The organism is Dyadobacter sp. BHUBP1 (genome assembly GCF_050587785.1).
Classification (GTDB): domain Bacteria; phylum Bacteroidota; class Bacteroidia; order Cytophagales; family Spirosomataceae; genus Dyadobacter.
Window position 1 is genome coordinate 260,175 of sequence record NZ_JBOBIH010000002.1, and the last position, 22,412, is coordinate 282,586.

Below are 22,412 nucleotides of genomic sequence, written 5' to 3' on the forward strand. Positions count from 1 at the left end.
TTAACCGGCCGGGCTGCATTATATCGCAACCAGCCACAATATCAATAAAAAGACGCCCATTACCGCCACGATATAGTACGACTGTATCCGGCCGCTCTGCATGTTCCGTGCAGCCTGCCCGGCGGAGCGGATGGAGAAAACGGTCAGATTTACCGCACCGTCGACAAACGTCCTGTCGAACCAGGCAATGAAATGTCCGAACACCAGGCTGCCTTTCGCGACCAGATCGACGAAGGCATCGACAATATTTTTTTCGAAGGCTTTGAGGTACTTCGTGATAAACTCAAAGGGAATGAGGAAATATCGTTCATTGGAATAACCGCGCAGCCAGTTCCACGGGCTCTGAGCGGGCTCGCCCGCCTGTATCGGATCATTCACTTTGAATGGATTCTCGGCACTGGTTTCGCGGTAAGCCAGGAAGATCGAAACGAATGTAACGGCGCTTGCCACAAACGGCACCCATTCCAAATGCTCGCCATGCTCTTTCCCGATCCAATGCAGGAACCAGCCCTCGGCATTGAATGGATTAATGGAAAACCAGAAGAACAGCGATAATGCGGAAAGCAATGCCATTGGGAGCCACATGGCTACGGGCGACTCGTGCGGGTGTACGCTTGCGGGGAACCGTTTTTCTCCCCAAAAGACCAGCCAAACCTGACGCGTCATATAAAATGCCGTTAACCCGGCCGATGCAATGACCAGTACTGGGAACAAGTAGCCTAATGCACCAAATTCCGAAGCCCAGAGGAAACCTTCTGTGATAATGGCATCCTTGGAAAGGAAGCCGGAAAAGAACGGTAACCCGGCCAAAGCCGCCGCGCAGATCAGATAGCAAATGAATGTAATGGGAAGCGCTTTACGCAATCCGCCCATGGTGCGCATATCCTGCGGATCATAATCAGGCAATTCATCGCCCGGCGTTACCGCGTGGATCACCGAACCGGCGGAAAGGAACAAGCCTGCTTTGAAGAATGCATGTGTTGCCAAATGGAACAAGGCCGTTTGCCAGCTTCCAAAGCCGACGGCCATCACCATCAGTCCCAATTGCGACATCGTCGAATAGGCGAGAACTTTCTTGATATCCCAGCCTTTTAATGCTTTTACGGCACCGGTAACCATGGTAATGGCTCCAATGATAAGGATCACTAATCGTGCATCAACGGTGAGCAAAAACGATATTCTTGCCAACAAAAAAATCCCTGCCGCGACCATCGTTGCCGCGTGGATCAATGCTGAAACGGGGGTAGGGCCTTCCATCGCATCCGGTAACCAGCCTGAAAGTGGAAACTGGGCCGATTTCCCTACACAACCACCAAAAAGGCAAACGCCGATGGCGGTGAGAATGCCGGGAGGGATGGTCCCGATTTCAAGCGAAAGCACTTCAAAGTCCGTAGAACCGATATAGTAGAAGAGCATTAATATCCCCGTCAGAAAGGCGGCGTCGCCAATGCGGTTGAGTACAAATGCCTTCTGCGCTGCCCAAACGGGTCTTTTTTTTGTATACCAAAAACCAATCAGCAGATAAGACGACAGCCCAACCAGCTCCCAGAAAATGTACATGACCAGCAAGCTGCCGGATAGCACAATGCCGAGCATCGAAAAAAGGAAGAGCTGGATGAATGCAAAATAACGGTTCACATTCCGGTCGTCGTGCATGTAGGCGGTCGAAAACAGCTGTACGAGCAACGCCACGAAATGCACGATGACGAGCATCATCGCCGACAGCATATCGAAACGGAAGGAAAGATCAATAGAATGGCTTCCGACGGTGAGCCAGTGAAATCGGATGTAATGATCGGCTCCCGGATCGGAGGAAGTCAAGCTGATAAACAGTCCTGCCGCGGTAGCCACTATACCGATCCAGCCTGCGAATTTATTTAGACTTTTTCCACCAACCCACAGCAACAAAAAGCACGAAAACGGCAAGCCCAACAGCAAATAAGCAGGTAAGTGGAATGCGGTGTCGGGCATAAGTGCGGGAATGCGTTTAATTTCGGCAAATATCCTGAATTCGCGACCGAATTCAAACAATGCTAGATGTCTTTCTCAATATCGTCGATCTTCACCGACCCGTGGACAACTTCCAGCAGTTCGCGCAAGTCGTACGTGGAGCGATTATACGTATTCCCGAGGACAATGATCACCGCGTCGTCTTCGGGGCATACCCATAGCATGGTGTTGTAACCCTTCCACCAGCCGCCGTGGTAAATAAACCGGGGCGTATGGTCCTCCTTAATGTGCATACGGAAACCGTAACCGTAATTGCGGATACCGTCGCGCTCGAAGCTGCGGGGCGTGAATGCCTCATTGAGCATCTTCTTTCCGAGGATCAGGCCTTTGGTGAGGCCGTTATAAAACCGGTAAATGTCGAGCGTGGTCGAATAAAGGCCTTTATCGCCGACGACTTCATCGTAATAATCCTTTTCCAGCCTGCGCCCGTACTGATGACCGTCAGTCCGGTTTTTGGTGGCTGCGATGGTCGTGTCCGTTACGAGGTAGGTATTCTGCATGCCCAAGGGCGTGAAAATCTGGTTGTTCAGGTATTTGCCGAATGAGTCTCCTGTCACTTTTTCGACGATCGCGGCAAGGACGCAGTAATTGGTATTGCAATAGTTGAACGAGCGGCCCGGGCGGTTGTAAGGCGTCGGGGTAGGAATTACTTTGGCGTACCAATCCATGATATCGAGGTTATCAGGATATTTCCGGCCGTGGCGGACGCTGTCGTTGAACGAGTAAATGTAATTCGGCAACCCACTGCGGTGGCTGAGCAGCATATCGACCTTCACGCCATGGTAAGGGAAATCGGGGAAAAAGCGCTGCACCGAATCGTCGAGCGCGACGCGGCCTTCCTGAACCAGCTTCAATACCGCTACCGCCGTAAATGGCTTTGAAAGTGACGCCAGCTGAAAACGTGAGTCCGCTGTGAGCGTGTCTTTCGCCTTCATATGCGCGAAGCCGAAGGAATTTTGGTAAAGTATTTTGCCTTTCTGAACTACCAGTACATTGCCGTTGAACCCGGCGTTCCTTTTGCGCCTGAAAATATCCTCGATCTTCGCGATTTTCTCCGCCGTTTCGGCATCGGGATTCGTCACCGGTACGGGATCGAGGTTTTTGACAGACTTGCCAGACACGGCCACGTCCGGGGAATCGGTTTTGTTTTTTCTGACTAACCCCCAGGAGATCAACAAAATAATCAGGACGGCAACCGCCATCCACCACACTTTCGGCTGCACTTTTTTCAACATAGGCTTTTGGCCTTTATAATCGGAACGTTGCTATGCTAACGACGGATCGGAAGCATTTTCTATACTTTACTCTTACAAATTAAGCGCAGAATGCCTTACGGAACCAACACTTTCAAATGTTCTTTTCGACCATTCTTTTGATATGTAACAAAATAAATGCCAGAATGGAGCGCACGTATAGGGATAATATGAATGTACCCGCGGGCGTCGTCTTCACGCCGGAACGGGACGGGCATTCCCCAGGATGTGTGCAGAGTCAGTACCGCGTCGCGGCTGTTGGGGGCTGTCAGGCTGATGATTTGGGATGTCGGGGGATTGGGCGCGATCCGAATCTCTGCCGATAGTTCCGGGTTTAAAACGGCAATCGGTTTGCAGGTGGTGAAACATCCGTCCTGATCTACCAGTTTTAGCCGGTAATAGCAGATCCCCGCCGGTGGATGGTTGTCGTAGAATGCGTAGGAAGTCCGTTCGGTAGTTTCCCCAGAAGCAGCTATTGTTCCAATCGCGGCGAAGTCTTTCATATCACCGCTTCGCTCGATCACGAATTCGCTGCTGTGCTTTTCCCAGGAGGTTTCCCATTCCAATGCAGTCTGCCCGCCTTCCGAATGACCTTTGAAATAAGTGACGTCAACCGGTAGGATAATGGCCAGCACATCTCCATTCACCGAGATTTCGTCAAACCATAACGTCCCGTAAATGTCGACCGAATTGTAGGCGTAAATGCGGACAGTGAAAGTGTTATTCGACAGGTTATTGTAGCTCACCGGAATGTTGTAGGTATTGAATGTCCCGTTGTTGCTGATCACGAATGCATTCAGATCGGTAGCAAAGCCGTCCATACTCGTCCGGACTTTGATGCTGTTGGGGCCGTTGTTCGAACGGCGGAGGCGGAAACCGATGGAGGTAATGTTGTATTTAAATGAATTGGCTGTAAACGTGAACTCCATATACCGCGAGGTCGAAAAGCTCGCAGGCCAGGGCCGGATGATGTAGCCGACTACTACGGCACCGCCGCCTCCGCTGTAAACCGTGGGTAATGTAAATGTGTTGGGCCCGCCAGCCAGGAGGGCGCTCGAAGGCGTGAAGTTGGCATGGTCCGAGGCGCCTGCCTGGGTGTAATCCATCGTCCATTTGACGTGGAACGGCTCCTGCGCATTTGCATGCAAAACAAAAAGCAGTACTGCGGCCAGGGCCACAATACTGCTCTCAAAGAATGGTATGTTCCTTTTCATGTGCGTGTTGTTTAAAGTAAAACTTACACTAACTGCTTTACTTTTTACGTAAAGCCATGAAAAAGGTAACAGCTTGTAGAATAATTAAAATTCTGCGCTCTTAGGGTAACGAGGGAACGGGATCACGTCGCGGATGTTACCCATGCCGGTTACGAATTGCACGAGACGCTCGAAGCCCAATCCGAAGCCCGAATGCGGTGCGGTACCGAATTTGCGGGTTTCGAGGTACCACCACAGGTTTTCGGGGTCGATACCGATCTCTTTCACGCGACCGAGCAGCTTCTCGTAACTTTCTTCACGCTGGCTACCGCCGATGATCTCGCCGATGCCGGGGAACAGTACGTCCATGGCACGCACGGTTTTGCCATCCTCGTCGAGCTTCATGTAGAACGACTTGATCTCGCGCGGATAGTTGGTCAAAATCACCGGCTTTTTGAAATGCTTCTCCACCAGGTAACGCTCGTGCTCGCTCGACAAATCGATGCCCCAGCCCACCGGGAACTGGAATTTGCCCTCCTTATGCGGCTTCGATTTCAGGAGTATGTCGATCGCTTCGGTATAAGTCAGTCGCTCGAACGGATTGTCCACCACAAATGCAAGTTTTTCCAGCAATGGCAGCGAGCGCTCGTTCTGCGGTTTGTTCTTTTCTTCTTCCGTCAGGCGGTTTTGGAGGAAATTCAAATCATCCTTGCAGTGGATCAATGCATAGGTAATTACTTTTTTGACGAAATCCTCCGCCAGGTCCATATTGTCTTTCAGCTCGAAAAATGCCATTTCCGGCTCGATCATCCAGAACTCCGCAAGATGGCGGGTGGTGTTGGAGTTTTCTGCACGGAACGTTGGTCCGAATGTATAGATTTTCGAAAGCGCCATCGCGCCCAGCTCGCCTTCCAGCTGGCCGGAAACGGTCAGGTTAGCCTCACGGCCGAAAAAGTCTTCTTTAAAATTGATCGCACCTTCTTCTGTACGTGGCAGATTATTCAGGTCGAGGGTGGTCACGCGGAACATTTCGCCTGCACCTTCGGCATCAGAAGCCGTGATAACCGGTGTATGCAGGTAGAAAAAGCCCTTATCATTGAAATACTGGTGCACCGCGAACGCCAATGCGTGGCGGATGCGGAGGATTGCGCCGAAGGTGTTCGTACGCGGGCGCAGGTGGGCTATCTCGCGTAGGAATTCCAATGAATGCTTTTTAGGCTGCAACGGATACTCCTCAGGGTCGGCCGTTCCGTACACCTCGATGTCGGAGATTTTCACCTCCACCGTTTGTCCCGCACCTTGTGAGGCGATCAGCTGGCCGGTTACTTTAAGGCATGACCCGGTGGTTACTGTCAGTAGTAATTCGGCAGAAAACTGACCGGGTTCAGCCACTGCCTGGATATTATTGATGGTCGACCCGTCATTCAACGCGATGAAAATCGCGTTTTTGCTTTCTCTTTTTGTTCTTACCCAGCCCTTTACGACAACCGATTGGTTTTCAGGCGCAGTCTGTAAAATGTCTTTGATTTGCAACGGTCCCATTTTGTTCAATTCAATCTTTAAAATGTCAGCCCGGAAATGCCCGGTTTTTTACGAATGAGGCGCAAAATTACAAATTCGGCCCCGAAAACCTATTGTAGCGCTGTAACTTACTTTTCTGTGGAACCCAATGATTGTACAGTCTGGTTTTCAACGTAATTTTACCCGCATCAACCCGATTAAAGACCCAATTGCCTTGAATAACCGACTTGCCATGATATTATCGGTGGTTTTCCACCCGCTGATACTCACCACATATCTCTTTGCATTACTGTTTTTCCTTGTGCCCGACATCGTAGGCGTGAGCGCATTCGAGTTGCCCGCGCGGGGAAGCCTGCTGCTTTTGCTTTGGCTGAATACCTTCATTGCACCGGCGCTCATGATGTTCTATTTTAAAAAGATGGGCATGATTACCTCGTTCTACGTGGAAGATGCCGCCGAGCGCCGCATTCCTTACCTTGCCTGTGTGATCATTTACGGGTTAGCAACTTATCTGTTCGGCTGGCAACTGCAACCGATCGGCGAGATTGCCCCTCAGATTTCCGTCATTCTGGCGAGCGTGACGCTTTCGCTGATCGTGGTGGCTATGGTGAGCTATTTCTGGAAAATCAGTGCTCACGCTACCGGTATCGGGGGCGCTATTGGTATGCTGTCGGGACTCATGATTCGTTTCGATGAAAGCGCACTGCTGCTGCCGTTGCTGCTCACGATACTCATCGGCGGCTGGCTCATGAGTGCGCGCCTGCAACTGAATGCGCACACGCCCCTGCAAATCCTCGCGGGCGTATTTTGCGGCTTGCTAGTCAGTAGCGGCACCGTGTATTACTTCTTTTGATACAAAACACTTCACGGCATGTATCAAAACCTCATTTTCGACAACCGCGACGGTGTCGTGCGTATTACGCTCAACCGCCCAGACGTTTTCCACGCCCTGAGCCCGGCACTCATCGCCGAAATCATCAACGCCATCCAGACCGCCGCTGACGATGAATCCGTGCGAGTAGTGCTCCTGACCGCCACTGGCGAAAAGGCTTTCTGCTCCGGCGCCGACCTGAAAGAAGCGAATGCTTCCGGCAAGAGTGCGGGTGAAATTCTGAGGGACTATTACGAGCCGATGATCACCGCCATCCGCGACATCCCCAAGCCGGTGGTATGCCGGATGAACGGCCTGGCCGTAGGTGCCGGTTGCTCACTCGCACTTGCCTGCGACATGGTGATCGCGGCCGAAGACACCTATTTAAGCCTGGCATTCGTGCAAATAGGCCTGATGCCCGATGCCGGGGCTACATTTTTCCTGCCACGGCTGATCGGCCTGGCTCGCAGCTTTGATCTTGCTACAAACGCGCAGCGCATTTACGCCAGTCACGCGGTGGACATCGGCCTGATCAGCCGATGCGTGGAAAGAGAAGGGTTAGACGCCCTGGTCGAGAAGCAACTGCAATACTACCGCCATGCCCCGACCCGGGCCATTGGTGCGATGAAGCATGCGTTCAATCAGTCGATGCACTCCAACCTTCCTCAAATGCTGGAAAAGGAGCGTGAAAGTCAGGAAATGCTTTTTGGAACAAGCGATGTGCGGGAAGGTGTCTCGGCTTTTTTAGAAAAAAGGAAACCTGATTTTCAGGGTACTTAGGCTTGTTTGTGAAAATATTTTGCTAATTTTATCTATCAGGATTTGTTTCTGCAAAAACTATCCCCTACATTTGCAGTCCGATTCGGAAATGGTTTCGTAGCTCAATTGGATAGAGCATCTGACTACGGATCAGAAGGTTTGGGGTTCGAATCCCTACGAGACCACTTGATAATCAAGCACTTATGAGATAAAACTTGTGAGTGCTTTTTTTATTTGCAAACAATTTCACAAACATCCTTCTTGCTGAGTCCTTGGCTCTTCTTATCTTCTTTACTGATTGTTATTTGCGCTAAGCTATTGCCGCTGATTGTGGTTCAATTTAATCACTTTTTTGCTGACAAATAGTACCGTGTCGATAGTGCTGATCTTGGTTTTAGTCCCACGTCTAGCCACGCCTCAAATTTGCGTTCTAGAGAGACTTCTCGGTTGTGTGTGAGCCCTTCGCTGTTTTGCACGATAGGATGCTTTAGGCGTTGAATTTGAGTGTTTAATGAGTGCGTTAAGCTTCCTGTTGCACAACTATATGCTATAATACGTGATAGGTTAACTAGTTTTGGTTGTTTTTGCTCTATCTGGATTTTTCCGTTTGTTCATACGTGCTCTCTTTCACGCATAGAAGTTCTAACCCCTGAAAGGGGGTGTACCCAAACCTGTAAATACTGATGGGGGCTTGTTCAATAAGGGGTACTATTTTTTATCTATAAACTAGTTTTTTGTTGATATCGAAAAATCTCCTGCTAATTACTAGCAGAAGATTTTTCGATTGGCCACGTGAGTTTTCAACGTTGCTTAACTTCCTGAATATTTCTTATATGGCAACAGATAGAACGGGTTATGCCTGTTTTCCCAGTCCCGATACCATTTCCAAAAGTAGAGCGGATTACTTTTAAAAGTCCTATAAAGAATAGTATCTCCCGGATTTTCGGCTTTATACGCATTGAATTGGCGTAATAAATCATTGTACTGATGTTCAGGTGTTCCGCCTTCTAGGTAAGCTCCGGTTGTTGCAAAATCTCCACTCCCGCTGACGAACTGCGGGCTTTCACTCTTCATGGATTCAGTAGCAGTAACCATTCCGATAAATACACTTACAACGGGGACATTGGAAATCAGGATAATTCCAAACACTGCTGCCAAAATAAAGAAATTCCGCCTTTTCATTTTCGATTTTAGTTTGTTGAGGTAGGAGCTATCAAATTATCCCCCGTTTTGAGATTATACGGGCCATATGTCGAGGTATTAGTGTAAATATCTTGCCCTAGGGCTCCCGGCGTCATGCCCAACCCTAGTGGGCCAATTTCTCCCTTACCACTAGGCATTGGCACATACGGGTTCATGATGGCGGCTGCCACGCTGGTACAGTTCCTCTCCGTGATATGATACTCTGGCGTCCCTATATAAGCCACCTGATCATACACCTTTTGAGCTTGATCGGCGGTGAGGTTTGACGATACAGAAATGTCATAAGTCGAACCGCCATCATCGCCCCACGCGCCCGCTGAGTACAACAACAATCCTGCCTTCCATTCTTTTTGTACATAAAAACCAAAAACTAGTCGTTTTGTTTCTTTTGTTAACGAGTTGTATTGTTCCAAACCTAAGTACGTATGACCCGGCTTACGGTCAGGGAGGACTGTTTGAACCAATGCCTTGGTTTTTGCGATCGGTTGATCTATATAAATTGTCAACTTGTACTGAAATTTAGGATCTTTCGGCATTCCATCCGCGCCTATCCCAAATACATTCTTGAACCGCTGCGTCAAATTTGTAATCGGGACTTTAGGTCCGGCAAATACGTAATTTCCTTCATAGTCACTTAAGCTTATATCACCGGGCAGCATTGTCTCGCATCGGCAACTCGCACTGCCATAGGGAGAAGTTTGTCCAGGGAAATCTTCAACCCAATAGCATTTTGGATATGTAATTTCATACAGTTCGCAAAACGTACCATTGTGCGTATAATCCGTGCAATTTCCGTTGATACAGACTTTGTAATAGTAATCGGTACAAGTACCCCTCGTTTCCCAGACCTGATCACAGACTGTCCCGTTGCCTTTCCCGTTCCTAGCCTCCTGTAAGCGTAGCTGCTCTTCTCCATCGACACTCTTCAATAGCCCCGCAGGCATGCCGTCTTTGAATATAAATCCATTCAAGAGCCTTCCCTCCCAGTCCCTGACCGTCATTGCTCCTGTAAAAGTGGAAAGATCATTATTGACCGATTCTCCTCTGCTTAAATACTCAATGACTTTCGGTGTGTATCGATTAAAATCATCTTTAAAAATCCATAAGTAAGTATCTCTATTGGGAGATTGTCCGGCCTTATGATGTTCAATGGGAACAACCACTAACGGCTGCCCATTGGACATTTTGCTCATAAAAGCTCTTTCCCAAAAAGTCTTCCTCACTCTATTATTAGACAGCGATGCCTGACTATTTTTTAGGTAGTCATTTTCGAACCAATTTTTCGCAGTTGCGAGAGTAACCACTGAATCTGATTGAATATCGTTAACCAGCTGTTTGCCTCCACGAATGTCGTCTTCTTTACATGCCCAAAAGCTACAACTCAGTAAAGAAATTAAAATGTAGAACAAAGAAATCTTTTTCATAAGGGATTAATTTGAAGTTTGAAACTATTTCCGACTTCAAATCTCCAATCACTTACGATAGCATCCTTTGATAATTATCAAAATCGTGTCAACAAAATTGCCTGTTTTTGTATTTCGCCCGGATTCTGCTCAGGTGCTCTTGTGTAATGCCTAAATACGAAGCAACGTATGCGAGCTTTGTCCTTTGGAAAATATCTGGGAGTTGTTGAAGTAATCTTTCGTAACGTTCTTCCGCGGTGCAGAAAGCGTACAGCTTCATCCTTTCATCCAACAACAAATAATTGCTCGTTACCATTAATCGCCCAAGCCTCTCAACTATCGGAAAATTCTGGAAAACCGGTTCCAACTTTCTATATTGGAGGCTGAAAATTTCTGAATCCTCCAGTGTTTCGACGTTATAAATAGAGGGCGAGCCTGTGAATAAGCTATCAATAGCGCTGGCAATTCCCCCTTGTGCAGCAAACCAGGCAGTCACCTCCTTCCCATCCTTATAGTAAAACACGCGAGCTAGGCCGGATGCTAAAAAATGAAATTCATTACAAACTTCGCCATTAGAAAGGAGTGTGGTATTTTTACCAAGCTGGCGATGAACGGTAATTTTATTGATTGCTTCTTGAGTCTCCCGTGATAGATCGACTATGCCATTAAGATAGTTGATGAATGCATTCATGCGACAATTCAAATACCTGTTGTGTGTTTCTAAATTTGAAGAAAAAATATTATTAATATTTCTGAATTTCAGCAAGTTAAGGAGGGTGTGGGCTATGTTGACAATTCATAATCCCAGAACTAATTTCAACAATTTTTTGGCTTTTGCCAAATCGGCTTTTCGAAAAGACATCGATGACTAAGGCGACTTTAAGTTTTATCCAAGGGAGCTAACAAAATATCCGATGTTCAAATAATTACAGGCTCTTGTTTGGCTAAATCACTCTCCAGATTCAGGAAACAGATTGTTTGGGAAGCTTCGCTGCGGTATTTCAGGTTGTTTCTAAACCAGGTACGTAGGACGACCTAGGACAGGCTGAGAGGTAGACTCACTAAAAAATGCTACCAAATTCGCAGTGGTGTTTCTTCGAAAATCATTTTCGCTATCTGCTTCATTAAGAGTAAAGTTTTTGTTGAGGCAGGGATATGGTTACATTGAGCTATGTTTCCATTTAGACCAAATATTTTTGCGTTCTGAGGCATTTTTGAGTCTTGGAATGGTCTGTTCTCTATTAGGAAGGCATAAGGCGTTCTATGACGATAAAAAAATAGTTAGAAGATCTGTTCTTGATGAATTTTTCAGTGTCCTATCCCGCAACACACTTATTTGCTAGCGACAGGACAAAAAATTAGCGGAAGTTGGATTACTCGGGATACCCACGCTGGGTAGGACAATAAAATAGGTGGAAGGAGGAGTAAGTATGTGGGATCTTTTAGGACACGGTGTTATTTTTTCGTTTATAAATCCAGATCTGTAATTTAGATGCTCGACGTTGAGGGATGTATTAGGGGTATATAGGTGTATGGCACGCGTTTTGTTCTTGTTAGGCATTTTGTAAGTATCCCGTTTCTCAGACAGTCATTTGTTGGTGAATTTTCTTTTTCACCAGCGATTCCTTCCATTCAAATGGTGTCAAATTGCCCAGTCCTTCGTGTGGTCGTGGCTGGTTATATTCTTCAACCCATTCCGCTGTTAATTGCCTGACCTGATCCAAATCGAAGAACAAATAAGCGTCTAATACTGCTTCTCGGTACAGTCGGTTAAATCGTTCGATGTAGCCGTTTTGGGTCGGCTTACCAGGCTGTATATACCTGGTTTCAATCCCTTTCTCCTCACACCAGATCGTAAAATCTTTCGAGCGGCCCGCCGCAGCGGGTGAATTCCGGCCCATTGTCCGATCGGATCGCTTTTGGGAAGCCTCTGCTTTCACCGATCCGATTTAGGGTTCGGATGATTCGCTTTGAAGAAAGTGAAGTATCCACGTCTATACCCAGAGCTTCCCGCGAGCAATCATCGATAATATTGAATCCGGGCCGCCGGTGCGGTGCGAAACTTGCGGTTGCCAATCAGACTATCACTCATGAAATCGACGCTCCAAACTTCGTTTATCTGCTCAGGCTGAATCAAAGGCTGCTTGATTCGATCAGGCAATCGCCGTTTTCCCTTTCGCCTCTTATTCAGCTTCAAAACTTGGTAAATGCGGTGAACTCGCTTATGAGCGCAGCGGCGCACCGCTCCACGGCTTACCCGATCTGCGCAGATAGGCAAACAGTTTTCTAAACCCGTATGAAGGGTGCTTGAATGCCAAGTCTTGAAGCGACTCAATTACCTCTGAATCATCTCTCTTACTGCTATAATAGTATTGAGAGCGAACAAGGCTAACGATTTTACAGGCTCTGCTCACAGCGATGTCGTGCTCGCGAACAATCTCCTCTGTCAATTCCCTTTTTGCGGCAGAGCCCAGCCTTTTTTTGCGAAAATCTCTTTCAAAATCTGATTATCAAGGCTCAGGTCGGCGAACATTTTTTTTAAGCGCGAGTTCTCTTCCTCCAAGTCCTTCAACCGTTTGACGTCAGATGCTTCCATGCCGCCGTACCGGCTTCGCTTCGGCGATCCGATTCCAATTATAAAAAATGGCTTCGGAAATGCCATGCTGCCGGCAAATCTCCTTAGTTGGGATGCCAGCTTCCTGCTGTTTGAGGATCGAAACGATGGCACGGGCCACCCCGCTGCGTCTCTGTGAATCTCGTCTTTTTCATCAGTTTAAAATTAAGGTTTAATCTCTAATTTCAAACTGCCTGCCGTTTCGGGACACTTACACATTAAAACCAGGAGGGCGAACTTATAAAAGATTGCAAGAACTTACGAGCAACTCTGGGCCAAATCACACCGGTGATTTTGGTGAGTGAAGTGGTGAAGTCAACTCCTTTTTACAGACATCTGAACTGTATTGAATATATATAATAAATTATATTACGTATCATTTGACACATAATACCGACCGGAAGATTTAGAGGCGCCGGAGATAGGTAAACGCAACCAACTCAATGCTTTTAAACTCGTCGTTCTGACACTTATTGCAATCCAGCCATCTCTCTACCATCTTCAGCCAATCCATGAACAGAAGAACTGCTATTACCCATGTTGCGACGATGCTCGGTGGGGCATTATCGGCCCCGACTTTGTTAGCCATGAAGCGATGGGAAGGACACGAGTCGTCGGACGGTTTTCCATCGGAGTTTAACCTGACAGAAGGCCAGAAAATGATTGTGGCGGAAGTCGCTGAAATGATTATTCCGAAGACGAACACGCCCGGAGCAAAGGATGTGGGCGTCCCGGCTTTCATTGTGATGATGTTGCAGGATTGTTATAAAACGCCGGAGCACAGAAGTTTCGCAGCAGGATTGGATAACCTGGAAAAGAAGCAGTTTTTGAGCTTGAATGCGGAGCAAAAAATGGCGGCATTAAAGCAGGTCGAAATGGATTCCGTCGATGAGATGAAGGCATACCAGGTACAGCAGACCAAAATGGGCGATAACGAAGACCGGGAACAAATGGCGATCCAGGCAAAGGGTCTGCCTTTCTGGCGCCTGATCAAAGAGCTCACTATGCTGGGGTATTTTACTTCCGAAGAAGGAATTAAATCGTCATTTGAATATGTGCCGATTCCCGGAAAGCTCGAAATGATTAAAATGAAGCCCAATCAGAAATCTTTCGCGTACTAATCTCCCGTCTTACCATGAACTTAAATTTAAAATCAGATAAAGCACATACGTTCGATGCAATTGTGGTTGGTTCGGGAATGACCGGCGGTATGGCGGCAAAGGAGCTGACGGAAAGAGGTTTGCAGGTACTCATGATCGAGCGAGGGCGCGAAGTGAAGCACATTGACGACTACGACACAGCCATGAAAGGCCTGTGGGAATTCGAGCATAGGGGAAAGGTTTCGATCCATTCTGCCGAGGAATATTGGGCAAACAACCGTTTCGGGACTTTGGCCAATGAAGAAACCGGTCCGTTTTTTACCGACGATAAAAAGAACCCGTATATAGAGAAACGGCCATTCGACTGGATCAGGGCATATCACACGGGCGGAAAATCCATGCATTGGGGCCGGCAGTCGTACCGGATGAACAAAAAGGATTTTGAAGCGAATGCCAGAGAAGGCATCGCGATCGACTGGCCGATCCGGTATGAAGATCTTGAACCTTGGTACACGCACGTCGAGAAATTTGTGGGGATCAGTGGGCAGGCCGAAGGCTGGGAGGTATTGCCGGACGGTCATTATCTGCCTGCTATGCCTATGAGCGCTCCGGAGCGGTATTTCAGAGAGACGATGATGAAGAAACTGAACCGCCCCGTTACGATCGGACGCGTCGCCAACCTTACAAAACCGCAGCCCTGGCATACGGATCTCGGGCGTGCGTCGTGTCAGTATCGCAGCAAATGCGCCAGGGGATGCCCGTACGGTGGTTATTACAGCTCGTTGTCGGGCTCCATACCGGCTGCGAGGAAGACCAACAGGTTGACGGTTCTTCACGATACCATCGCCAGTGAGATCATTTACGACGAAAAAACGCAGAAGGCCAAAGGGGTGCGGGTGATTAATCAGCATACGATGGCCGTAGAAGAGTTTTTTGCAAAAATCGTATTCCTGAATGCGGGGTCGATGAACTCGGCGGCACTGCTGCTGAACTCGAAGTCCAGCCGTTTTCCAACCGGATTGGGCAACGACAGCGATCAGGTAGGCAGAAATATCATGGACCATCACCTGGGTGTGGGCGCGAATGCGACGGTCGAAGGATTTGAAAACGACTATATTTTTGGTCAGAGGCCCAATGCGTTGTACATACCGCGTTTCCGAAACTGGGGAACGGATAAAAAGGACTTCCTGCGTGGATACGGGTATCAGGGAGGCGCGAGCAAGTCGGATTGGAAACGGGGTATCACGATGAATGGCTTCGGCGCCAGTTTTAAGGAGGATATGTCACGTCCTGGCACGTGGACGATGGGGTTTGGCGGTTTTGGGGAGATATTGCCTGATCCGTCGAACCGGATGTTTCTTGATAAAGACAAGAAAGACAAATGGGGTATTCCAATAATCGTTTTCGACGCTGCTTTTGGTGAAAACGAATTGGCGATGCGGAAAGATATGATGGCGTCGGCGGTGGAGATGCTGGAAGCAGCCGGTTTCAAAAACGTTGCCGGGTTCAACCGGCAGGACACGCACCCGGGGCTGGGCATCCACGACATGGGAACCGCACGCATGGGCAAAGATCCCAAAACTTCTGTTCTGAACAAGTTCAATCAGGTGCACGCCTGCCAGAATGTGTTTGTGACCGATGGGGCGGCTATGGTTTCTTCTTCCTGCGTGAACCCGTCTATCACTTATATGGCCATGACCGCAAGGGCAGCCGACCACGCTGTGAAGGAATTGAAGAGGCAGAATCTGTAAATGGATCAGGCCCGGTTTCTTCCCAAAATTACGAGTGCAATACCTCCAAGGATCGCAACAGATGCAATCGCGAGGTTGAACGTTACATGTTCTCCCAGGATGAAAACGGCGGCGGTCGAGGCAATCACGGGAACGGTCAGTTGTACGGATGCGGCCTGCGCGGCTTTGAGCGAGGGTAATATGCTGTACCAGATCGCGTAGCCCATACCAGAGGAAATACTGCCGGATAGGATCGCGAAAAATGCCCCTTGAGAATCAATAGCGCTGGCTAATGGAAGGAAAAGCAATGAAAGGGGCGCCGCTTTGAGAAAATTACCGGCGGTCGCTGTAAGCGGGTCGCCCTGCTTTCGTCCGAGCAGCGAATATACGCCCCAGGCCATTCCGGCAATGGTCATGAGTAAGGCGCTGAATGGATTGGGTGCGTGGATTCCGGGTGCAACGAGGATTACCAGCCCTCCAAAGGCAGTTAGTAAGCCTGTCCATTGTATAATGCGTAGTCGCTCGCCCTGGTAGAGGCCGGTGATAATCATCGTTGCCTGCACGGAGCCGAAGAGGAGCAAGGCCCCGGTTCCTGTGGGTAGATTTACATAGGCGAACGAAAATGCTACGGCATAGGTCAGAAGGCTGAGGGCTCCCTGCCAGGAGCCGGCGTTGCGAAGTTTGCCTTTGCGGAGCAGGACTATCGAACAGAGCGTCACCGCGCCGGCCAATAGACGGATAATCGTGAACGTTGCCGGGTCCGTAGAGGTCTGGCTAAGCGCGATCCTGCATAGTAATGAGTTGGCCGCAAACGCTGTCATTGCCAGGGCTACTTGCAGAATAATCCGTATGGTTATCGATCGGGCAGCCTGGGTCATTTTGCTTAAAAAGGATATTTCTCGCAACTGGTCTTTTTCAGCGCTATCAAATGCAGCGCCTCGCTCGAATAAATGCGGGCAATGTTGCCTTTGGGAATGAACGAGTCGATGAGCGTCGGGTCGTCGGAGAGGATGTACTCGTAGCAGAACTTTTTCTGTGCGTTTTTCAATGGGGCCAGCTCCTTCATATAACGGATATAGTCCATCTGGCCCGGGCGCCGTACGTCGTTATCGGTGGCGCTCCAGAAATGGTAGTAACCCACGTTTCTGCGGAACATGACGCCGACGTTGCGATCGGCCGGGATGTGCGGGCGGAGTTCTTTAAAGCTGAGGTAATTGTCAGGGTTGCTCAGGAAGTAAGCCCTGTCTCGGTTCATGGAAAGGATATTGGAAGTGCGGTCCTGATCGTAATAGCCCGCTTTTTCCAGTAATGCAAATACTTTGGTTCTTTCCGTGTAGTCAGGCCATCTTTTCAATGGATGGCAGTTGTCTTTGCCTGGAAATTCGTAGTAATCGCTCAGGTATTTTTCGTAAACTCTTCCTACCTCGGCGCTGCTTTCGCAAATCGCTATGGGAATATGTCCTAATGCTTTTCGTGTGACAAAATTGATGGAAATGAGCTCCTTACTAGGGTTGCCATACACGAATGGCAAGGAGGAAATCAGCAGTGGGATGATCAGGTAAATCGCTTTCCAGCGGAATTTCAGCGAGTACACGCAGGCGATCATGACCGCGCCCATGGCGAACAGCGGCATTTGCGTGCGCGTGCTCCAGAGCTGGAATTTCATTAACGTACAAAACAGCAGGAAACCAAGTGCCGAGCAGGTCCAGAACCATTTGATGTTCCGGTTCAACGGCAGGAATAGCAGGAGAATCCCCGCGCCGACGATCAGCCAGAAATGGATCGTGTTCGGGATCATATCCTCATGCACCGAGTATTTAACCGAAAACGGATCGATACTCAGATCGGGGTCGTCGATGTTGACACCTATGGTTTCATGAAATGCCCTGATCTGTTTGTCCACGGCCTGATTGAAGCTCGTGATGGGCAAGCCGATGTTTAGTCCGGCGTTTTTAATCACATTGGATAAGGTGTAAACAACGGAATGCTTTTTGGCAGGCAGTTCCTCGGAGGCGAACGGCGTATTTTGCAACGGGCTCATCACATGCCCGAAAAGCGCGTAGTTCCGGTAAAAGAAGGGAGAATAGGTAATGATCATCAATGCAAGCGCTACACCTAACACTTTCATTGCGTATGCGAAGCGGTATTGCACCAGAATGCGGACGCCGAAATAGATCGCAAACGGTATGGCGAAGATCAGAATGGTATATTTTGAAAACCCGCCGAATGCCAGCGATTGCATCATCGCTACCAGGGCCAGCGCAGATTTCTTTTCCAGTAATTCAAAACCGAAATACACGAATGCAATGAAGAAGAAGCACCCGCAAAGGTCGACTTGCGTGCTGGTACTTTCGAAAATGCCGATAGGCAGAGTGAGGAAGCAGATCGATGCCAGCAGCTGCCCGTCTTTGGCGAGGCCGAATTTTTTGGCAATCAGGCTAATCCCGCATATCGAGCCGATGAATGCACCGAACTGGACCAGGCCTGAGAACTGATCGGAGCCTGACAGCAGCACGGTATCCAGCACAATATATTCTGCAAATACATTGAGGTACAGCTGCTGCAAATGCATGGTGGGGAAGTGATCGAGGTTACCATTATAGACCCAGATCAGGATCCGGTTCAAATGGTACATGTGGGAGTCAAAGTTGTTCGGGGCGGCATATATCGCCAGGAACAGCAATGGCAGCATATAGAGCAGCGCTACGGCTATGAGCACTATTTTATGGGTTGCTCCAAACCCTGTCAGGCGAAATGCGCCTTTTAACGCGCCCAGTTTTTTCAGGTCGATTTTTCCAGACCGGTGAAGGTAATAAACCAGTCCGGACACTCCCAATACCTCTGTTATCCAGAAAACCAGCGCCGAGGTGGTGTTAATGGCGTTGAAGAACGAGGCTATCTCGTTGTAAATGAATATAATGCCTGCGTTGGTGATCAGCGACAGGATGAACGACCGGCGTAGGTTGGTATAAACGCCCGTTTCAGTGGAGCGCAGGAAAAAGATTGCAAAAATACAGACAAACGAAATCAGGAGTAAACAAATACCCATAGGAAGTGTCAACGAACTGGAAAACATCAGAGCCGGGCTCCGGAGCAGCACGTGCGTCGGAGCCAGATTTAGCGGTGCAAAGGTACGCGATTATTCGGGCCGGAACAGGATTTGTTAGTGTACGCGCATGATAGGCGTTTTTTGTGCCTCTTTCAGGAAACCACATTGCGCGGGGTTCCCGATTGAAAACCTTCCAGATTGCCGGCGACCATTTGAAGTAGTCGCTGTCGCGCTTCGAATGTCGCCCAGGCGACGTGCGGCGTAATCACGCAATTTGGCGTTGACAGCAATGGATTATCGGCCTTCGGCGGTTCTACCGAAAGAACGTCCAGCCCGGCAGCTGCGATAACACCATTTTTGAGTGCATCGGAAAGATCTTGTTCGTGAATGAGTGGTCCGCGACCGGTGTTGAGGACAATCGCACCCGGTTTCATTTTTGCAAGGCTTTCCCGGTTGATAATCTCTCTTGTTTCCTCTGTAAGCGGGCAATGGAGGCTGATAACGTCGCTCTGCCGGAATATTTCATCGAGTGAAACCATTTCCACGCCCTCCGTCGGCACGGGGTGTTTCCGGTATGCGATCACTTTCATCCCGAAAGCCGCGGCAATCCTGGCGACCTGCGAGCCGATATCCCCGAGGCCGATCAATCCCATGGTTTTACCGGCCAGCTCATGCAGGGGCGTTTTCCAGTAACAGAAATCAGCGGAGGCCGCCCAATCACCGGCAAATACACTTTGGCTGTGCGTCTCCACGCGGTTCACGATCGCCAGCAGCAATGCGAATGTCTGCTGTGCCACAGAGGCCGGTCCGTAGGCTTTTACATTGGTGACTGTAATACCCTGTTTTCTGGCTGCCTCAATGTCGATATTGTTGAAACCCGTTGCCATTACGCCGATATATCGGGCTTTGGGCAATTGCGCAAGCGTGTCGCCGGAAAGTACCACCTTATTGACGAGCAGTATCTCGGCATCCTTGGCCCGTTCCACAATCTCCTCCTTCGCCGAACGGTCATAAATGGTCACATTACCCAGCTTTTCAATAGGCGCCCAATCCTGGTCACCGGGGTTCAGAGTATAACCGTCGAGAATTACGATGTTCATGAATTTGTAGTTAAATGTTTTTCCAAAATGATACGTGCACGGACCTGCCAAGTACTACGAATGCTTTGTTGTAGGCTCAAACTTTGAAATTACATGAATTCTATTTTGAAATTACATGAATTCTATTTTGAAATTACATAGAATCTATTTTGAAATTCATAAAAAAGCCCTTCCGAAATAGCTCGGAAGGGCTTTGAAAATTATCGGTATAACGCTAATTCTTGGGATCTGTACTAACTTTTGCTCCGCCGACGCCTTGCATTTGCATCGGGTTAGGCGCTTTTTTCTGTTGCTGCTGCTTGAAGATCTGGAACCGGGTCGGTTGTGCGATGCGCGGGAACGAGTTGTTCTCGGTGTCGATGTCGGCGATCTGCTGGTACGGGTCAAGCGTCCATTGAACGACCTTCTTTTTGGTTGAAATCACCTTGTTGATCTGCACATCGTTGAAGCGCCAGATTTCCGCGGGGAATACAGCCACAGAGTCCGTGCCGTCTTCGAAGCCCATTTTGACGATCACCGGCATGGGTACACCGCCTTTGTTTTTTATAGACAATGTGTAAAAATTAGTGTTCTCCTGGATCAGCTGACGCTCGCTTTCGGTTAATGTCGCCAGGTATTGCTCGTATTTCTGCTTGTCGGCGTCGGTTACTTTGAAAGGATCGTAGCGGTTGTAGAAATCGGCCATGGTCGAATCCTGGGCCACTACCGTTTCGCCCTTGGTTTTGGCATCCTGGATTTTGCTCATAGTCAATTTCTTGCGTGCATCTTCCTTGCGGGCGATCTCCTTCTCGATAGCCGGGTTCTGCGTGTCGATGCTGAACCAGTCGACAGTTACGAGGTCCTGATCCACAGGTTCGGTGCCGTAGAACCAACCTTTCCAGAACCAGTCGAGATCCACACCCGAGGCATCTTCCATAGTGCGGAAGAAATCGGCCGGGGTAGGACTCTTGAAACGCCAGCGAGTGGCATATTCTTTAAATGCATGATCGAACAGTTCGCGGCCCATGACGGTTTCGCGGAGGATATTCAGCGCTGTTGCAGGCTTGCCGTAAGCATTAGGTCCAAGGCCGATGACATTCTCAGCCGAAGCCATGATCGGACTCAGTACCGATTTGTCGGACGACATGTATTCCGTGATCTGGTTAGGCTCGCCACGGCGTGTAGGGAAGTTGTAATCCCATTCTTTTTCGGCCAGATATTGGCAGAAGGTATTCAAGCCCTCGTCCATCCATGCCCACTGGCGCTCGTCGGAGTTGACGATCATCGGGAAGAAGTTGTGGCCCACCTCGTGAATGATCACACCGATCATACCGTATTTTGTAGCTTCAGTGTAAGTACCATCTTCTTCCGGCCGTCCGCCGTTGAAGCTGATCATCGGATATTCCATCCCGCCGCCTGCTACCGAGTGGCAGGAAATAGCCACAGGATAAGGATATTCAAATGTACGTGCGCCATAGGATTTCAAAGTGTGGGCCACCGCGCGGGTCGAGTATTGCTCCCATAGCGGGTTACCTTCTTTGGGATACACCGACATGCACCAGATCTTGCGGCCGCTTTTGTAAACGTCGCTCTGCATGGCATCCCAAATGAATTTCCGGCTGCTCGCGAAGGCAAAGTCGCGTACATTGTCGGCTTTGTAGATCCAGGTTTTCTTGCCCGGGTTCTTGTTTTCACGTTTTTCGGCCTTTTCCGCTTCTGCCTGTGTCACGATCATGACCGGCGTTTTAGAAGTTTCGGCTTGTTTAAGGCGTTGTCTCTGCGTGGGGGTAAGTACCTGTGCGTAGTTCTGGCATTCGCCGCTGGCAGCTACCACGTGGTCTGCGGGAACGGTGATAGCCACTTTGTAATTACCAAAAATCAATGCGAACTCGCCCTGACCGAGGAATTGCTTGTGGTTCCAGCCATTCACGTCGTCGTAAGGCGCGAGGCGCGGGAACCAGTGCGCGATGAAGTAATTGGCATTCCCATCTTTCGGGAAAAACTCATAACCGCTGCGGCCGTAGTATTCAGTGATATTGTAATTCCAATCCACGCTGAACACGAACGGCGTGCCGGGTTTCATCACCATCGGAAGGTCGATGCGCATCATCGTTCCGTTGATGGTGAACGGCAGTGCTTTGCCGGCCTTGTCCTTTACGGCAGTGATATTATAGCCATATTCCACCTTGGGGTCCAACGAAGAGCCGCGGCCGGTGTTCAATGCGGCCAATTGAGCAGTGCTCATTCCTTTTTCGTTGATGGTGCCTGTACGCGAGAGTGCAGCGATGCCATCTTTTTTGAAAAGGTTCTGGTCGAGCTGCATCCAGATGTATTTCAGGTCATCGGGAGACTGGTTGTAAAATGTAATGGTTTCCGTACCCGTAATGCGGCGGTTGTCGTCGTCGAGTTCGGCTTTAATGTCGTAATCGGCCCGTTGTTGCCAGTATTCCTTGCCCGGCGCTCCGGAAGCGGTCCGGTAGGTGTTAGGCGTGGGCAAGGTGGTACCGAGTTGTTCAAAACGGTCGTTGGCCTGGTAATTGGGAGAAGTGGGGAGCTGCTGTGCCGTGGCGCATAGCGACACGAGCAGCATTAGTAACGGGAGCAGCGTTTTTTTCATAAATCGTTGG

15 protein-coding genes, 1 tRNA gene and 1 pseudogene are annotated in these 22,412 nt (G+C 49.1%); 5 read left to right on the top strand and 12 right to left on the bottom strand.

What is annotated here, in order from left to right; genetic code table 11:
* Nucleotides 1–18: 18 nt before the first annotated feature.
* From nuoL to asnS, 4 genes are all read right to left on the bottom strand, one after another.
* Nucleotides 19–1,971 (bottom strand): NADH-quinone oxidoreductase subunit L, encoded by a 1,953-nt coding sequence (nuoL, locus tag ACQ4MZ_RS07835; protein ID WP_430844102.1) that lies wholly within the window; start codon nucleotides 1,969–1,971, stop codon nucleotides 19–21.
* Nucleotides 1,972–2,033: 62 nt separating this feature from the next.
* Nucleotides 2,034–3,245 carry a serine hydrolase domain-containing protein gene (locus ACQ4MZ_RS07840; RefSeq protein ID WP_430844103.1) on the bottom strand — a complete coding sequence of 404 codons (1,212 nt, stop codon included), beginning with the start codon at nucleotides 3,243–3,245 and terminating at the stop codon, nucleotides 2,034–2,036.
* Between the two features lie 95 nt (nucleotides 3,246–3,340).
* On the bottom strand, nucleotides 3,341–4,477 hold the full coding sequence (locus tag ACQ4MZ_RS07845) for a T9SS type A sorting domain-containing protein (protein WP_430844105.1): 1,137 nt from the start codon (nucleotides 4,475–4,477) through the stop codon (nucleotides 3,341–3,343).
* Between the two features lie 84 nt (nucleotides 4,478–4,561).
* Nucleotides 4,562–5,998 carry an asparagine--tRNA ligase gene (gene asnS / locus ACQ4MZ_RS07850; protein WP_430844106.1) on the bottom strand — a complete coding sequence of 479 codons (1,437 nt, stop codon included), beginning with the start codon at nucleotides 5,996–5,998 and terminating at the stop codon, nucleotides 4,562–4,564.
* A gap of 211 nt (nucleotides 5,999–6,209) precedes the next feature.
* Between asnS and ACQ4MZ_RS07855 the strand changes: the two genes are divergently transcribed.
* From ACQ4MZ_RS07855 to ACQ4MZ_RS07865, 3 genes are all read left to right on the top strand, one after another.
* Nucleotides 6,210–6,830, top strand: coding sequence for a hypothetical protein (locus ACQ4MZ_RS07855; RefSeq protein ID WP_430844108.1), 621 nt, complete (start codon nucleotides 6,210–6,212; stop codon nucleotides 6,828–6,830).
* Between the two features lie 18 nt (nucleotides 6,831–6,848).
* Nucleotides 6,849–7,628: an enoyl-CoA hydratase/isomerase family protein gene (locus tag ACQ4MZ_RS07860; RefSeq protein ID WP_430844110.1), complete on the top strand. Its 780-nt coding sequence runs from the start codon at nucleotides 6,849–6,851 to the stop codon at nucleotides 7,626–7,628.
* 90 nt (nucleotides 7,629–7,718) lie between these two features.
* Nucleotides 7,719–7,792: transfer RNA gene (locus ACQ4MZ_RS07865), tRNA-Arg, on the top strand.
* 625 nt (nucleotides 7,793–8,417) lie between these two features.
* Here ACQ4MZ_RS07865 and ACQ4MZ_RS07870 read toward each other — a convergent pair.
* From ACQ4MZ_RS07870 to ACQ4MZ_RS07885, 4 genes and pseudogenes are all read right to left on the bottom strand, one after another.
* Nucleotides 8,418–8,789: a hypothetical protein gene (locus ACQ4MZ_RS07870; protein WP_430844112.1), complete on the bottom strand. Its 372-nt coding sequence runs from the start codon at nucleotides 8,787–8,789 to the stop codon at nucleotides 8,418–8,420.
* Nucleotides 8,790–8,797: 8 nt separating this feature from the next.
* On the bottom strand, nucleotides 8,798–10,234 hold the full coding sequence (locus tag ACQ4MZ_RS07875; RefSeq protein WP_430844114.1) for a hypothetical protein: 1,437 nt from the start codon (nucleotides 10,232–10,234) through the stop codon (nucleotides 8,798–8,800).
* Between the two features lie 88 nt (nucleotides 10,235–10,322).
* The gene (locus ACQ4MZ_RS07880) at nucleotides 10,323–10,904 is read right to left on the bottom strand and encodes a Crp/Fnr family transcriptional regulator (RefSeq protein WP_430844116.1); all 582 of its coding nucleotides are present in this window, start codon (nucleotides 10,902–10,904) and stop codon (nucleotides 10,323–10,325) included.
* Nucleotides 10,905–11,793: 889 nt separating this feature from the next.
* A pseudogene (locus tag ACQ4MZ_RS07885) lies at nucleotides 11,794–12,982 on the bottom strand (IS3 family transposase).
* 357 nt (nucleotides 12,983–13,339) lie between these two features.
* Between ACQ4MZ_RS07885 and ACQ4MZ_RS07890 the strand changes: the two are divergent.
* Complete coding sequence (locus ACQ4MZ_RS07890) at nucleotides 13,340–13,948, top strand: gluconate 2-dehydrogenase subunit 3 family protein (protein ID WP_430844117.1); 609 nt, start codon at nucleotides 13,340–13,342, stop codon at nucleotides 13,946–13,948.
* 14 nt (nucleotides 13,949–13,962) lie between these two features.
* Nucleotides 13,963–15,678 carry a GMC oxidoreductase gene (locus tag ACQ4MZ_RS07895; RefSeq protein ID WP_430844118.1) on the top strand — a complete coding sequence of 572 codons (1,716 nt, stop codon included), beginning with the start codon at nucleotides 13,963–13,965 and terminating at the stop codon, nucleotides 15,676–15,678.
* A gap of 5 nt (nucleotides 15,679–15,683) precedes the next feature.
* On the opposite strand, the gene ACQ4MZ_RS07900 is transcribed toward ACQ4MZ_RS07895, so the two are convergent.
* From ACQ4MZ_RS07900 to ACQ4MZ_RS07915, 4 genes are all read right to left on the bottom strand, one after another.
* Entirely contained in the window at nucleotides 15,684–16,535 is an 852-nt protein-coding gene (locus tag ACQ4MZ_RS07900; protein WP_430844119.1) for a DMT family transporter, read from the bottom strand.
* A gap of 5 nt (nucleotides 16,536–16,540) precedes the next feature.
* On the bottom strand, nucleotides 16,541–18,706 hold the full coding sequence (locus ACQ4MZ_RS07905) for an ArnT family glycosyltransferase (RefSeq protein WP_430844121.1): 2,166 nt from the start codon (nucleotides 18,704–18,706) through the stop codon (nucleotides 16,541–16,543).
* A 152-nt stretch (nucleotides 18,707–18,858) separates the two neighbouring features.
* Nucleotides 18,859–19,806 carry a D-2-hydroxyacid dehydrogenase gene (locus ACQ4MZ_RS07910; protein WP_430844123.1) on the bottom strand — a complete coding sequence of 316 codons (948 nt, stop codon included), beginning with the start codon at nucleotides 19,804–19,806 and terminating at the stop codon, nucleotides 18,859–18,861.
* A gap of 214 nt (nucleotides 19,807–20,020) precedes the next feature.
* Nucleotides 20,021–22,402 (bottom strand): M1 family metallopeptidase, encoded by a 2,382-nt coding sequence (locus ACQ4MZ_RS07915; RefSeq protein ID WP_430844125.1) that lies wholly within the window; start codon nucleotides 22,400–22,402, stop codon nucleotides 20,021–20,023.
* Nucleotides 22,403–22,412 lie beyond the last annotated feature (10 nt).